11 protein-coding genes are annotated in these 14,323 nt (G+C 61.4%); 8 read left to right on the top strand and 3 right to left on the bottom strand.

Annotated elements, in window-relative coordinates:
- Window positions 1-494 precede the first annotated feature (494 nt).
- Entirely contained in the window at window positions 495-821 is a 327-nt protein-coding gene (locus tag QP828_RS07295; protein WP_274732468.1) for a hypothetical protein, read from the top strand.
- A gap of 124 nt (window positions 822-945) precedes the next feature.
- On the opposite strand, the gene QP828_RS07290 is transcribed toward QP828_RS07295, so the two are convergent.
- Window positions 946-2,076, bottom strand: coding sequence for an L-talarate/galactarate dehydratase (locus QP828_RS07290; protein WP_274732467.1), 1,131 nt, complete (start codon window positions 2,074-2,076; stop codon window positions 946-948).
- Between the two features lie 396 nt (window positions 2,077-2,472).
- On the opposite strand from QP828_RS07290, the gene QP828_RS07285 reads away from it, so the two are divergent.
- Both QP828_RS07285 and QP828_RS07280 read left to right on the top strand, forming a co-directional pair.
- Window positions 2,473-2,682, top strand: coding sequence for a hypothetical protein (locus tag QP828_RS07285; RefSeq protein ID WP_274732653.1), 210 nt, complete (start codon window positions 2,473-2,475; stop codon window positions 2,680-2,682).
- Window positions 2,666-3,190 carry a hypothetical protein gene (locus QP828_RS07280; protein WP_274736460.1) on the top strand — a complete coding sequence of 175 codons (525 nt, stop codon included), beginning with the start codon at window positions 2,666-2,668 and terminating at the stop codon, window positions 3,188-3,190. The genes QP828_RS07285 and QP828_RS07280 overlap by 17 nt, the downstream gene beginning before the upstream one ends.
- A gap of 25 nt (window positions 3,191-3,215) precedes the next feature.
- Here QP828_RS07280 and QP828_RS07275 read toward each other — a convergent pair whose 3' ends face one another.
- Window positions 3,216-3,980 (bottom strand): IclR family transcriptional regulator, encoded by a 765-nt coding sequence (locus tag QP828_RS07275; RefSeq protein WP_274732465.1) that lies wholly within the window; start codon window positions 3,978-3,980, stop codon window positions 3,216-3,218.
- 316 nt (window positions 3,981-4,296) lie between these two features.
- On the opposite strand from QP828_RS07275, the gene dapA reads away from it, so the two are divergent.
- The 5 genes from dapA to QP828_RS07250 all read left to right on the top strand — a co-directional run bounded on the left by dapA (window position 4,297) and on the right by QP828_RS07250 (window position 10,705).
- Window positions 4,297-5,184: a 4-hydroxy-tetrahydrodipicolinate synthase gene (dapA, locus tag QP828_RS07270; protein ID WP_126135610.1), complete on the top strand. Its 888-nt coding sequence runs from the start codon at window positions 4,297-4,299 to the stop codon at window positions 5,182-5,184.
- 47 nt (window positions 5,185-5,231) lie between these two features.
- A complete protein-coding gene (locus QP828_RS07265; protein WP_274732464.1) occupies window positions 5,232-6,593 on the top strand; it encodes a gluconate:H+ symporter in 1,362 nt (453 codons plus the stop codon).
- Between the two features lie 180 nt (window positions 6,594-6,773).
- Complete coding sequence (garR, locus tag QP828_RS07260; RefSeq protein WP_016442122.1) at window positions 6,774-7,670, top strand: 2-hydroxy-3-oxopropionate reductase; 897 nt, start codon at window positions 6,774-6,776, stop codon at window positions 7,668-7,670.
- Window positions 7,671-7,945: 275 nt separating this feature from the next.
- Window positions 7,946-9,280 carry an enolase C-terminal domain-like protein gene (locus QP828_RS07255; RefSeq protein WP_274732463.1) on the top strand — a complete coding sequence of 445 codons (1,335 nt, stop codon included), beginning with the start codon at window positions 7,946-7,948 and terminating at the stop codon, window positions 9,278-9,280.
- Window positions 9,281-9,523: 243 nt separating this feature from the next.
- A complete protein-coding gene (locus QP828_RS07250; protein WP_016442124.1) occupies window positions 9,524-10,705 on the top strand; it encodes a glycerate kinase in 1,182 nt (393 codons plus the stop codon).
- A 424-nt stretch (window positions 10,706-11,129) separates the two neighbouring features.
- On the opposite strand, the gene QP828_RS07245 is transcribed toward QP828_RS07250, so the two are convergent.
- Entirely contained in the window at window positions 11,130-14,198 is a 3,069-nt protein-coding gene (locus QP828_RS07245; protein WP_016442125.1) for a Cna B-type domain-containing protein, read from the bottom strand.
- Window positions 14,199-14,323: the final 125 nt, after the last annotated feature.

Genomic DNA, 14,323 nt, shown 5'->3' with positions numbered 1-14,323 from the left:
AAGATTACTCGTTTGGCTGCGGTGTATGAGATCGGTGATATTTTCATTGCTGCGATTAAGGAGGGGGTGCGTTTGTGCGGGGTGGAGTGCTCGCCGTTGATGCGTGCCCCGCAGGTGCCGTTGAGCGTGGAGGATTCGGAGAAAATCGCGGCGCTGCTACGCGAGGTGCGCGCATAAATACGCACGCATGAAATACCGCGTATTAAATACCACGCATTAAATACGACGACGCCCGGGGTGGGCGGAAAATCCGCCCACCCCGGGGCCAGCCGGCCACCGTGTTCCTTGCCCGCGCCGCGGCCCGGGAAATATTCAGCACCATCTTCACCCACCCGCAAATTGAATTGTTGCGTAAATATTGGACTGAAGTGTATGTTAATAATGTATCTAATGTGAGATACGCTTCTCGGCAACAATTTCGACCAGTTGCGTCGATGATGATGTAACTCTGAGCGAAGTGAAAATTGAGGCGCCGTGAGATAAGGAGGCGAGTCATGTGGTGGCGCATATTCCCAGAAGGGATGTGGGGTGGAATCCTCATCTTTCTCGCTGCCAATCTCAAGCAGGGCGAATGGACTGATATCCCGGTTGTTCTCGAGACCGTCCTGCTGGTTCTCTTAGCATTGTGGAGTTTTTCTTGGCGGCGGCGGGAAGGTCTCACGGAAATCCTCCACGCGGGATTCTATATGGCAAGTGCAATAGCGCTGCTGGTAATACAGAATTCGTCATGGACGCAATTTGCCGTGGTTATCCTTGTGGTGGGCTACATGGTCGGCTATAAATATCGGAGAGAAAACCTCGCTATAGGAAGCGAAAATTAGTACACCCTGGGGCGTGATTGTCAGCGTACGGCCGCCAATCACGCCCCAGTTTTCGGCGCATAGATCACCATTGCCCATATCGGCATGGCCATTGTTGCCGATCAATTATGAGGGCAAGTTCCCGTTAGGGCCGCTGGCCTACTTCGAAAGTATTAACCGTCCAGGCGCGCAGCTGGTCGGAAAGTGTCACGCCCAGGCCGGGACGGTCAGAAACGATCATGCGGCCGTCCTTGATTTCCATATGCTCATTGAAGAGCGGATCCAGCCAGGTGAAGTGCTCCACCCACGGCTCCAAGGAGTAGGTGGCCGCCAGGTGGGAGTGGATCTCCATGGCGAAATGCGGGGCGAGTTGCAGCCCGGCATGCTCGGCCAGCTTCGTCAGCTTGAGGAATTCCGATACGCCACCCACGCGCGGGGCGTCCGGCTGGATGAAATCGCAGGAATGGTTCTCGATGAGCTTGACGTGTTCGGCCACCGAAGCGAGCATCTCACCGGTAGCAATCGGGGTGATGAAACGCCGCGCAAGCTCCGCGTGCCCTTCGTAATCGTAGGCATCCAGCGGTTCCTCAATCCACACCAGGTTGAATTCTTCCAGCCACTCGCACATGCGGTTCGCGGTGGGGCGATCCCACTGCTGATTCGCATCAACCATAAGCGGGAAATCATCGCCCAGGGCCTCGCGCACCGCCTTGACGCGGGTGTAATCCACCTGGTGATCCGGGTGGCCCACCTTGATCTTGATACCGCCAATGCCCCGCTCCTTCGAGGCCAGCGCATTTTCGATCACTTCCTCTAGCGGCGAGGAAAGGAAACCACCGGAAGTGTTGTACGTGCGGATGGAGTCGCGGTGGGCACCAATAAGCTTGGAGAGCGGCAGCCCGGCCCGCTTCGCCTTCAAATCCCACAGGGCCACATCAATGGCGGCGATGGCCTGCACCGCCACCCCGCTGCGCCCCACCGAAGCCCCGGCCCACAGCAGCTTCACCCGCAGCCGGTCAATATCATTGGGATCTTCTCCGATAAGGTTATCGGCCACCTCGGAGGCGTGGGCGAATTGGGCTGGCCCACCCGCTCGTTTCGAATATGAAAAACCGACTCCGGAATGGCCGTCGGTTGTTTCGATTTCGCAGAAGAGGAAATTCACCTCCGTCATGGGCTTTTGCCGCCCGGTGAACACCTTTGCGTCAGAAATCGGGTTGTTCAGTGGCAAAATAACGTGGGAAAGCTTCACGTGTGCGATGGTATCCCGGCTCACAATATGCTCCTTTGCCTTGGGGTCTGCCTGAGATATGCCGGAAAGGCACCCGTGCGGCGGTGCACACACGGCGTCAGCCTACTTACCGGCAATACAAGTATCTACACATGTAGACCGCGCCAAGTGTGACATAAGTCCCCAGGTGGTGCACCTTCGCGGCCAATAGGGAGAAAGCCAGGTGGCGCCGTCGTCGTTAGGTCTGAGTTGGTTCAAGTTAGTCAGGTTTTCGAAACTGGCGGATGAGAACAGCGAGATTGCCCGGGATAGGTAGTGGCAGCGGTATCGAAGTTATCCACAGAATCCGCAAACGTCATCCTTGTCCACAAGGCGTTACCTAGGTCTTTTTTACGCTTCCACGCCATGCGAGAATGGCGGAGAAGGACGGAGGTGACCACTATGACAGTCATTATCGGGCGAACCTACACCTCGCTGGAAGAAATTCTGGCGCGGAAAGAGGAGATTCTGCGCGAAGTCAGGATGACCCGGGAAGAATTCGACCTACGCGCTGATAACTACCTGCTCGGCGAAAAAGAAGCGAAGCTCTATTTCGAATTGGACGGATTAGATTACTTCGAGAAGTTGGCTCGCTATGGTCGAGAACCGTGATCATCCAGGTGGAAGCCTAGAGTTCCAGGCCGAAAGATTTGCTGACCACCTCGGAAAGATAAGCAGTTTTCTAGATGAAAATTCTTCAGTAAGTATCGAGTCGGTGGTGCTGAGTGAAGCACCTGGAAAGCGAATCAGTGGCCGCATAGCTTTTCCACACAACCTGCTTGTGCTATTTGACTATCGAGTTTTTCTCGATCCGGAGAGTGGTTTTCTCACGGTCGATCAATCAACATTTTCAGTGATCCGCGGACACGAAGGAAAAGAGCCTCTAGTACGCTGGGATTACATTCGCTCACCACGCTCAACTATTCCCTGCGCGCATATCCAGATACATTCGCACGGCGATGAATGGATGCACGCTTTGCTCCTGAGCGGTCATCATTCCCGCCGGGCACGCCGGCGCATCAAGAACGCGGCCCGCACTCCTCGTATTGCCAATGTTCATTTCCCGGTGGGTGGGCGCAGGTTCCGGCCCTGCCTTGCACTCGAAGCTCTCGAAACGTGAACCACCCATCCCATTCTTCTCCGTGCTACGCAATCGGCGCGGAATCGAGGATGCGATTAACCGCGGTGCGCATGGCTGCCGCGATCTCCGCTTCACGCTCCGCGCTCCAGCGCGCGCTGGGGATAGAACAGGAAATGGCGTCGCGCACCGGGCTTTCGTAGGGGAGAGAAAATGCCACGCAATGCAGGCCGAGGGTATTTTCCTCATTATCGATAGCGTAACCGCGCGCGGCGGTCTCCGTGAGGGCCTTGCGCAGCTGCGCTTCTGAGGTGATAGTTCGCTCCGTCAAGGCCACCAGTTCCTCCGGGATATCTGCGGGGCGGTGAGCCAGCACGGCCTTGCCCAGCCCGGTGGCCGCCGCGGGCAGGCGGCGCCCCACGCGCGAATAAGTGCGAGTGGAACGGTCGGATTGCTGGGTGAGGAGATACACGATTTCCGCGTTATCGAAACGGCCCATATGGAAGGTTTCCCCGTGCTCTTTTGCCAGATCCACAAGGATCGGGCGCACGATTCGCACGTACGGATCGGCATCGATATAGGCGGTGCCTACGGTCAGGGCGCGAATGTCCAGCATGTAGCGATCCGTGGAGGTGGCCTGCACCCATTCGGCGTCGATGAGGGTGCGCAGCAGCGCGTAGGTGGAGGAACGTGGCGCATCTAACTCCGCGCAAATCTCTGCCAAGCGCGGGGGGTCGGCAATGCGCCTGCCGAGGAATTCGAGCAGGTCAACGGTGCGCGAGGCAGATTTGACGGGGCGAACACCGCCGCCGGTTGTGCTTGTAGCTCTCAAACGGATCCAACACCTTCGTAAGCCGTGGTACCACGGCGCCTGGCGGAAAGCCGCGCGCTGTGGGGTACCTCAGGGGTGCCACGGTACCACGATAATTTCTTTCATTTCTCTAGGTTCCATAGTAAAGGACACCGCAACAAGTTCCCCGGAACTGCGCCGCGGAACACCTGTGTTGCCCTACATAGCTCAGACGTTAGTCCCACCCTGTAGTTTCAAAACCGCGTTTTAATACTAGTGTCTACATACGTAGCTGACTGTCCACAAAGTTTCGGTTTCGCTGGCGAAGTCGAAACTGAAGCCGCAACCAAGGAGAACTATGGAGTTCCATGCAGAAGGCGTGATTCCCGCTCTCGTCACACCTCTAGATCGCGAAGGAAACTTGCTGGAGCAGGGTCTGCGCGACGTCATCGACTACACGATCACCAACGGCGTGCACGGTATTTTCGTGCTCGGCAGCTCCGGTGAAATCTACGGTCTTGATAATGACCAGAAGCGCCGCGTTGTTGAAATCGCCGTGGAACAGGCCAATGGCCGGGTACCGGTCTACGCCGGCGCCTCGGAAATTACCACGCGCGATTGCATTAAAACCGCCCATATGGTCCAGGAAGTTGGTGGAGTTTCCGCCCTTTCGGTCCTCACCCCCTACTTCATGACCCCCACCCAGTCTGAACTGGTCGAACACTACAAGAACATCGCGGCAGAAACCGATCTGCCCATCCTGGTGTACTCCAACCCGGGCCGCACCAAGGTTCCGGTAGCGCTCAGCACCATGCGCGAACTCGTGAACGTCCCCAATATCATCGGCATCAAGGATTCCGCCGGCGATATGACGCTCACCGGGGATTACATCCGCGAGCTCCCCGATGACTTCGACGTCATTATGGGCCGCGATACCCTCATCTACCCGGCCCTGTGCCTGGGGGCCGCCGGCGCCATCGCCTCCACCGCGAATATTGCGCCCAAGCTCGTCTCCAGCATTTACAACGAATACCGCGCCGGCAACCGCGAACGCGCCCTCGAATTGCAAAATGCGCTCTCGCCGCTGCGCAACCTCGTAGACGTGGCCACCTTCCCGGTGGTTCTCAAGGAAGGCCTGCGTATGGCGGGTGTGGAAGCGGGTTACTGCTTCGCACCGGCCCGTGAACTTGCCCCCGAATTCCGCCCGGCGCTCGAAAAGGCCGTCGAAGCGGTCACCAATATCTAGCCGTATCCGGCTATCTCAGTGATGAGATTGGAAACTAAGGAAAAACCATGCCACTAGTAATCCTCGCACTTGGCATTGCGCTGCTCCTGTTCCTCATGATCGTGCTGAAGATGAATGGCTTTATTGCCCTCGTCATCGTCTCGGTCGTGGTGGGCATGGCGCAGGGTATGCCTCTCCTGGCCACCGTTGACGACAAGGGTGAGAAAGTCAAGGGACTCCTTGACGTCATCCAATCGGGTGTGGGCGGGCAGACCGGTAAACTCGTGCTGCTCCTCGGCTTCGGCGCCATGCTCGGCGTTTTCATGGCGGATATGGGCGCGGCGAACCGCCTCGCCACCACCATGATTAACAAGTTCGGGATCAAGCACTCCCAGCTCGCGATTGTGATCGTGTCCTTCCTCGTCGGCGTCGTTCTCTTCTACGAGACCGCCTTCGTCATCATCATCCCCATCGTCTTCGCCGTGTGCCGGGCCTACAAGATCCCGGTTATGTGGCTGGCGATGCCCATGGCAATCGCGCTGTCCACGATGCACTCCTTCCTCCCGCCCCACCCGGGCCCCTCGGCCGTGGCGAATATGTACGATGCCTCCATCGGCCTGACCATGCTTTACGGCCTCATCTTTGCCATTCCGCTGGGCGCAGTGGTCGCCATCATGTGGCCGCGCCTGCCCTTCGTCAAGTCCGTGACCGCCCGCCCGCCGGCCGGCCTGGTCAACGAAAAGGAATGGACCGACGAAGAAATGCCGGGCTTCTGGGCTTCGCTGTGCATCACCGCCCTCCCGGTTATCCTCATCGGTGGCCACGCCATCCTCGAGGTGACCCTGGGTCACGATCACGCGGTCACCAAGGTCATGGCCTTCATCGGCCACGACTGGTTCGCCCTCATGCTCTCCCTCCTGGTGGCCGTGGCCTACTTCGGCCTGCTGCGCAAGGTGCCGATGGATAAGATCATGGCCTCCTGCGCGGCTTCGGTGAAGTCCATCGCGATGATCGTGTTCATCATCGGCGGTGGCGGTGCCTTCGCGGCCGTGCTCAAGAACGGTGGTATTTCCGATTACATCCTCGGAATCACCGAGAACCTCAGCCTCTCCCCGATTATTATCGCTTGGCTTATCGCCGCGCTCATGCGCGTGGCCCTCGGTTCCGCTTCGGTGGCCGTGGTGGCCGCGGCCGGTATCGCGCTGCCGATGATCGCCGGCGGCGGGGTGAGCCCCGAAATCATGACCCTGGCAACTGCGTGCGGTTCCATTATGGCCTCGCACGTCAACGACCCCGGGTTCTGGATGTTCAAGGAATTCCTCGGGCTCTCGGTGGCGGAAACCATCAAGGTCCGCACCACCTACACCTCGCTGCTCTCCGTGCTCGGCCTGGGCGCCTGCCTGCTGCTGAGCCTCGTGGTTCCGGTCTAAGGATACGGATAGGGGGTACGACGGCGCAGCTACGGCCGCGCCCTACCCCCGCGAGGAACGGTGCGCAGAGAAAACGGCGCATAAACGGCGCATAAAAACGGAGCGCCCCACCCCACGTGAAACGCTCCGCCCGTTGGAAACACCAACCTGACGATCATACAAAAAGGAAGGAAAAACTCCATGAAGATCGGATTTATCGGTCTTGGCATTATGGGTAAGCCCATGGCGAAGAACCTCCTCAAGGCCGGGCACGAACTCTATGTGAACGACCACAATGCCGAAGCCGTTGCCGAAGTGGTGGAAGCCGGAGCAACCGCCGTTGCGAACGGTAAGGAAGCTGCGGAGAAGGCCGACCTGGTCATCACGATGCTTCCGAATTCCCCCCACGTCAAGGCGGTGGCCCTGGGCGAAGGCGGCATTATCGAAGGCGCTCGCGAAGGGCTCATCTACGTTGATATGTCCTCCATCGCACCCCTCGCCTCGCGCGAGGTGGCCGCGGGCCTGGAAAAGGCCGGCGTGCGGATGCTGGACGCCCCGGTTTCCGGCGGTGAACCGAAGGCCATTGACGGCACCATGTCCGTGATGGTCGGCGGCGAAGAAGAGCTCTTCAACGAGGTCAAGGACGTGCTCGGCGTGATGGCCGGGGACGTTACCTACGTGGGGCCCATCGGCGCCGGCAATATTGCTAAGCTGGCCAACCAGGCCATCGTGGCGATCAATATTGCCGCCTGCGCCGAAGCGTTCACCATGGCCCAGAAGGCCGGGGTGGATCCGGAAGCCGTGTACCGCGCTATCCGCGGCGGACTGGCCGGTTCCACGGTGATGGACGCCAAGGTTCCCATGATGCTGGCCCGCAATTTCAAGCCGGGCTTCCGCATCAACCTGCATATCAAGGACCTCAACAACGTTATGGACACCGGCCACGGGGTCAATTCCGCGCTTCCGCTCACCGCACAGGTGCGCGAGATGATGTCGGTGCTCGAAGGTGATGACCATGCCGGTGAGGACCACTCCTCCCTCGTGCGCTTCTACGAGAAGCTCGCGAATATCGAGCTGCACCCGGGCCTGCCCGAGTAAAGCACCCGCTGGCCGTAACTGACCAGCTGGCCGCGGCCGTGTGACTCCGAGCCGCGCCTGGCTGGAACCGAGCGCGGCCGGACCGGCCGGAAAGGAAGTTCTCCTGACCGGCCGGCCGGCGGCCAGCTAGCGGCGTCGTCGTAAAACCGCGCGTAGCGCAGCCGCACCCCACCAGAACACCGCACCTACACATAACCGCACATACTCTGCTACTCCGACCAACCGCGCTGCGCGGCACACAGCATCCGCGCAGCGCCCAAAGAAGAAAGACAACGATGTCAGTTCCCACAATTAAGAAGATTGATGTTTACCCGGTTGCCGGCCATGACTGCATGGAACTCAACCTCTCCGGCGCGCACGGCCCCTACTTCACCCGCAACGTGGTGGTCATGGAAGATTCCAGCGGAAACGTTGGTATCGGTGAAGTTCCCGGTGGCGAGAAGATCACTCGCACCATCGAGGACGCCAAGGATATCGTGCTGGGGCGCTCCCTGGCCGATTACAACAATTTCCTGCGTGAGGTGGGTGAACGCTTCGCGGACCGCGATGCCGGCGGGCGTGGCCTCCAGACCTTCGACCTGCGCACCACCGTCCACGCCGTGACCGCGCTGGAAGCGGCCACCCTGGACCTCTTCGGCCAGTTCCTCAACGTGCCGGTGGCCGCGCTCCTGGGCGAAGGCCAGCAGCGCGATCAGGTGCGCGCGCTCGGCTACCTCTTCTACGTGGGCGATCCGGATAAGACGGACCTGCCCTACCTGCGCGAAAAGGATTCGGATGTGGAATGGTACCGCATCCGCCACGAAGAAGCCCTCACCCCCGAAGCGATCGTGAAATTCGCGGAAGCCACCCACGATCTCTACGGATTCCAGGACTTCAAGCTCAAGGGCGGCGTGCTCGAAGGTGCCAAAGAAATGAAGGCGATTGTGGCCCTCAAGGAACGCTTCCCCGAGGCCCGCATCACCCTCGACCCCAACGGCGCATGGTCCCTCAAGGAAGCCATCGAATTGTGCAAGGACAAGGTCGGCATCCTCACCTACGCCGAGGATCCCTGCGGCGCGGAAAACGGCTTCTCCGGCCGTGAAATCCTCAACGAGTTCCGCAAGGCCACCGGCCTGCCCACAGCCACCAATATGGTCAATACCGATTGGCGCCAGATGACCCACTCGCTGACCTTGCAATCCGTGGACATCCCGCTGGCCGACCCGCACTTCTGGACGATGCGCGGCTCGGTGCGCGTGGCCCAGCTCTGCCACGATATGGGCATGACCTGGGGCTGCCACTCCAATAACCACTTCGATATCTCCCTGGCCCAGATCGCCCACTGCGGCGCGGCGGCCCCGGGCGAATACAACGCCCTGGACACCCACTGGATCTGGCAGGAAGGCGTGGAGCGCCTCACCAAGGAACCGCTCAAGATCGTGGACGGCAAGCTCACGATTCCGCAGCGCCCGGGCCTGGGCATCGAGCCGGATATGGACCAGATCCTCGCGGCGCACGAACTCTACAAGGAGAAGGTGGAAGGCGGCGGCGCGCGCAACGACGCCATCGGCATGCAGTACCTCATCCCCGGCTGGAAGTTCGATAATAAGAAGCCAGCACTGGTCCGCTAACTAAAAGGCGGGTAGCTTGCGGCAACACTAGTTTGCGTTGACGCTAGCGTGCCGCACGCTACCGGCTTTAAGCTGCCAGTGTTCCTATCGCGCGGGGCGCGCGGGCGCGAGTTTTCTCCATTTCCTCGCGTTCGTGTGCCCCGCGTATTTTTTCGATAGCTTTTCTATAGCGTTTCGATAGCTTTAACATCCGCGTGACTCAGCACGGCGAAAATTGTAGACACCGACGTGAAAGGCTCTGCCATGAAAATTGTGTGCTGCCCCGATAGCTTCAAAGAATCCATGACGGCGGCCCGCGCGGCCGCGGCGCTCGCGGCCGGGGCGCGGCGGGCTATACCCGATGCGCAATGCGTGGAAATTCCTATGGCGGACGGCGGGGAAGGTTTCGCCCGCGCCATTGCCGATGCACTGGGCGCCCGGATCATCACGCTGCCGGTGGCCGGGGTGCGCGGGGCTACGGTGCCGGCTGAGCTGGCGATCGCGGGGGAGCACGCCATTTTTGAGAGCGCGGCCGCGGTGGGGTTGGACCAGTTGCGCCCCGAAGAACGCGATATTCGCCGCTCGGATAGTACCGGGGTGGGGCAGCTTATTGCGCGGGCGCTCGATGAGGGCGCCACCGAGATTCTGGTGGGCCTGGGTGGTTCCGCCACGAACGACGGCGGGGCCGGGATGCTCGCGGCACTCGGCGCACGTTTTTACGACGACGCCGCCACCGAGCTGGGCACCACCCCGGCGGAGATGGCGCGCTTGGCGCGGGCGGACTTCAGCGGCCTGGATCCGCGCCTGGCCGGCGTGACCATCCGGGTGGCCTGCGATGTGGATAATCCGCTGCTCGGGGAGCGCGGGGCTTCCGCGATTTACGGGCCGCAGAAGGGTGCTTCGCCCGCGGACGTGGAATTCCTGGACGGGGTGCTGCGTAATTTCGCGACCGTTGCCGGGAAGATGGACGTGCAGGAGACGCCGGGCGCGGGGGCGGCCGGCGGGCTCGGTTTCGCATTTTTGCTGTTGGGGGCCAGCCTGGAATCCGGGGTGGATCTGGTCATGGAAACCGTGGGGCTAGCAGAGGCGATGGCCGGCGCGGACCTGGTTCTGACCGGGGAGGGCGCCATGGATCGCCAAACCCTCATGGGCAAAACGCTTTCCGGGGTGGCGCGGGTTGCCGCGGCGGCCGGTGCGGGTGCCGGGCGCGGTGCGGGTGCCGGTGATACGCCCAGCGGCGGTAAATCTGCCGGCGTGCCGATTATTGCTTTCGCGGGGAAACTCGGTGAAGGCGTGGAGGACCTGTACGAACACGGCTTCGTTGGCTTGGTGCCGATTGTGGACCGGCCCTGCACGCTTGACGAGGCGCTTGCGGAGGGCGCGGCGAACCTGGAAAACGCCGCCGAACGCGCCTTGCGCCTCTACGCGGCCGGCCGGCGTGCCTAATTTCTCGGTGGCGGCAGCTAGATTAACCATCCATGACCCCTGGGGTAAACAAGTGTTGCCGAGGGGTGCGATCACATAAGTCGAACCTCAGGAGTCACACCAGCACCGGCGGAGGTACTAGGTGTTTTCAGAGCTGTACTTCGTATGTACGACATTCGCAGTACACCCCGGACAACACATACCGGGTCCGGCAGCCTGCACCCCGGCCCCAGCCGAGTGGGGCATCTCGAAGGGCGCGTCTGAAAGGGCCGGCCCGGTTATGGCGCAACGAAGTGGTACGTCACGACAGGAAATCATCTAGTTAATGTAGTTCTGGTACCACTTTGTGTGCGTCGATTTTGGGCGGTTGTCTGAAAGAACGACTACGGGGGGTGGTACATCGCGTGCGATGTACCACCCCCCGTGGCTTAGGCGCAGGGCTCGCCTAGCGGTCGGTGCGCAGCCGGCGCCAGGCCAGGATTCCGAGGCCGGCGAGCAACGCTGAGCCCGCGAGGGCTGCTCCGGTGCGGGCATCGCTGCCGGTGCGCACAATCCGCGGCGGATTCGCCGGCGGTGTGCTCGGCGGAGTAGCCGGAGGCGTGCTGGCCGGCGGAGTTACCGTAGGTGTACTCGGCGGAACCGTGGGCGGCGTCGGTGGCTCACTCGGAGTGGGAGGCACCGACGGTGTCGTTGGCGGTACCGACGGCGTTGTAGGTGGCGTCGTCGGCGGAGCCGGGGGAGTTGTCGGCGGTACCGGCGGCTCGGTTGTGGGCGGTACCGGCGGAGTGGTGGGAGGAGTCGGTGGCTCCGTCGTCGGCGGCGTAGTCGGCGGCGTAGTCGGCGGAACCGTGGGCGGCGTAGTAGGCGGAGGCGGCGGGGTCAGGGTATTGACCACTGTCACCGCACGGTGAATAACGCCGTCCTCGCCCGGGGCTTCGGGGCTGCCGGGAGTCTCAGGAGCGCTAGGGGCCGCCGGAACCGGCACGATCTCGCCAGCTCCCTTCTCACGCAGCCCGTACACATAGGCCACGCCCTCCGCAGTGGCGCGGGGCAGCCCGGTGAGTGTGCGAACCCAGTTATCCGCCTTCGTCACGGTGAAGCTCTGCACCACCTCGGGATGGGAGAAAGCCGCATCGGTATCGCGCAGCAGCTCGAATTCCACCTGCTCGGGCAGCGCAGCACCCGGCACCGGATCGCTCGAATCGCGGTAGGCCCACTGTTTCGTGACCGCGATATCCACCGGCGTAGGCACCTCATTGGCGACCTTCCCGACGAACCACACCTCGGGCGGAGCCATGCCTTCCGCCAGTTCCGGGCGCTTAGGCAGTTTTTCACCGCGCTGCACCAGCAGCTGCGACGGCTCCAACACCTTGGTTTTCAGCACCTCGCCAGCAGCGTCCAGCTCCTGCACCGCGTAGACGTACAACTCTCCAGCATCAGTGCGGATCGGTAGATTTGTGAAGCTCTTCGTCCACTCCTCACCGGCCGTCACGCTAAACTTCTGTACCACCTGCGGCTTCGGGAGCTCAGCGGAGGTATCGGAGACCAGCCGCATCGGCACACTCGAGGAGGCAATATCCGAAGGACGTGCCGGCACAGGATTGGGCTTATCGCCAGCTGGCGGCGTCGTCGTCGTTTCATAGAACCACTGTTTCGTGACCGTTGCCTGCGCGTAACCCCACGTGCCGAAAATAACCGAGCCATTCGTGCCGATACCCGCCCCGCGCGGCGCGGTGTTGCCCGTAATGACCAGGCGCGCGGCATCGCGAGCCGCACCCTGAGCCGGATCGGAAACCACGGCGGCAAATCCCTCGTTCGAAATCTCGCGCCCCTTGATGAGTTCGGGGCGCGGGCGTTCCTTCTCGGGCAGGCTTAGCTGCGCCGGGTCGAAGCGGGCACCTTCGTTATCCTGGTAGTAATCCACCAGGCCGCCGCCCAGAATCGCATCCGAGGTCCACACCGGCGCGGAGCTGACCGAACCGAGGTTATCGTGCGCGAGGTCCGCGCCGTAGCGAGTCGCGGCGTTCCCGAAAATCGCCGCGCCGTTATCCACGTGGACCTCTACGCTGCCGGTGGGGCAGGTCCAGATCCCGCCGCCAATCCCGGAAGCGGAATTCGCCGTGACCAGAGTGTTGCCGGCGTGCAGGGTGTAGGTGGCGGTGGAAACATAGACCCCGCCGCCCTGCTGACCAGCCTCATTGCCACTGATGGTGCCCCCGTTGAGCTGGACCTTATTGGAGACCACGTTCACGCCGGCCCCGGTGCGCCGGCTGGAGTTATTCGAAATCGTGCCGCCGTTCATGGTGAAGGCGCCGGGGGACAGCTCCGACCACTGCGCGGTGGTGAAGCCCCAGTTCTTACCATCGCCGGGAACCTCTTGCCAGGTGCCGTCCGCACCCCACACGTACAGGTCCAAGGTTCCCACGCCGCCACCGTTGGGTGCCGAATTGGAATCGATGGTGCCGCCGTTCATGGTGACCTCGGAGTTACCGAAAGAAAGAATCCCACCACCGGAGAAAGAAGCGCGGTTCTTGGAGATGGTGCCACCATTGATCGTGATGAAGCTGCGGGTGCGAGCAGAGTTTTCGGGGGTGGCATCCGATGTGGACCACAGCCAGGTGAATGCGATCATCCCGCCCGCGAAACCGGAATTTTCCGTGATGGTTCCGCCGTTGATGGTGACGTTCCCGCCTTTGTACACGCCGATCCCGCCAACTTCGCCGTAACCGTAAGAGTCAACAACACGAGCTTTGCCCTTGCTAACCTCCCCGCCGTTCATCACGAAGGTGGCGCCCTCGGTTACCGCGATATTCGCGGCGCCGTACTGGACTGCACCAGGATTATTGAGCTGACGATGATTATCGGTGACGTTCCCGCCGTTGAGGGTAAAACTGGCATCTTTCCCGCTGATGGTGATCGCGCCCTGGTAGGTCTGCTTCGCTTCGCGCACCCCGGAAAATTCCCCGCCGTTAATGGTGAGGCTGCCGCGCACATCCAGGAGAGTGCCGCCGCCCGGGACCCATTCCCCGCGGCTGCGCATGCGGAAAGTGCCGCCGTCGTAATTATCGAAAGTGAGGGCGGCGCCTGCCGGCACCTGCACCATCACGCCGCTGAAGCCATCTTCGCGCACCAGTCCGGAATCAGTGGCACCCCACGGGGCGCGCCCGCCGTTGACGAGCTCAATATCCGCACCGGCGGGAATCTTCAGGGTACTCGTGAGGAGAGTGTCGGTGGCGCCCAGAATAATACGGGTGGGCGTGGTTCCGGCCTCGCGAATGCGCTGGGTGAGGAGATCCTCGGGGCACGTGAGGTCGTTGGGATCTTGTGAACATTGCACGACGGCGCGCGGCGACGCCGCCGCATCGGCCGCGGGGCTACCGCCGGCAGGGTTGGTATCGGCAGCGCGGGCCGGTCCCGGAGTGGCCCACACCAGCGTGCCGAGAATAAGGAAGAGGACCGCCAGGAATATGAGGAGCGCGCGGGAGCGCGGCTGGCGGGTGGAGGGCTGCGGCATAATCACTCCTTGGGATTGGCAGCTGCGGTGCTGCGGTAATTTTCCGGGTTCCCTAGTTAGTACCAATAGTATTATTGTTCATTTTAGTATGACATCGCATTAAAATGTGGCGGCTGGGACATTGT

The organism is Actinotignum sanguinis (genome assembly GCF_030230305.1).
Classification (GTDB): Bacteria; Actinomycetota; Actinomycetes; order Actinomycetales; family Actinomycetaceae; genus Actinotignum; species Actinotignum sanguinis.
Note: the sequence above shows the minus strand (reverse complement) of the source record. Positions and strands in the feature narration are given on the sequence as shown.

Bases quoted from the DNA above. Each gene is read 5' to 3' on its own strand.
- dapA (WP_126135610.1), top strand. From the start codon at position 4,297: ATGGAGTTCCATGCAGAAGGCGTGATTCCCGCTCTCGTCACACCTCTA.
- QP828_RS07265 (WP_274732464.1), top strand. From the start codon at position 5,232: ATGCCACTAGTAATCCTCGCACTTGGCATTGCGCTGCTCCTGTTCCTC.
- garR (WP_016442122.1), top strand. From the start codon at position 6,774: ATGAAGATCGGATTTATCGGTCTTGGCATTATGGGTAAGCCCATGGCG.
- QP828_RS07255 (WP_274732463.1), top strand. From the start codon at position 7,946: ATGTCAGTTCCCACAATTAAGAAGATTGATGTTTACCCGGTTGCCGGC.
- QP828_RS07285 (WP_274732653.1), top strand. From the start codon at position 2,473: ATGACAGTCATTATCGGGCGAACCTACACCTCGCTGGAAGAAATTCTG.
- QP828_RS07250 (WP_016442124.1), top strand. From the start codon at position 9,524: ATGAAAATTGTGTGCTGCCCCGATAGCTTCAAAGAATCCATGACGGCG.
- QP828_RS07245 (WP_016442125.1), bottom strand. From the start codon at position 14,198: ATGCCGCAGCCCTCCACCCGCCAGCCGCGCTCCCGCGCGCTCCTCATA.
- QP828_RS07280 (WP_274736460.1), top strand. From the start codon at position 2,666: ATGGTCGAGAACCGTGATCATCCAGGTGGAAGCCTAGAGTTCCAGGCC.
- QP828_RS07295 (WP_274732468.1), top strand. From the start codon at position 495: ATGTGGTGGCGCATATTCCCAGAAGGGATGTGGGGTGGAATCCTCATC.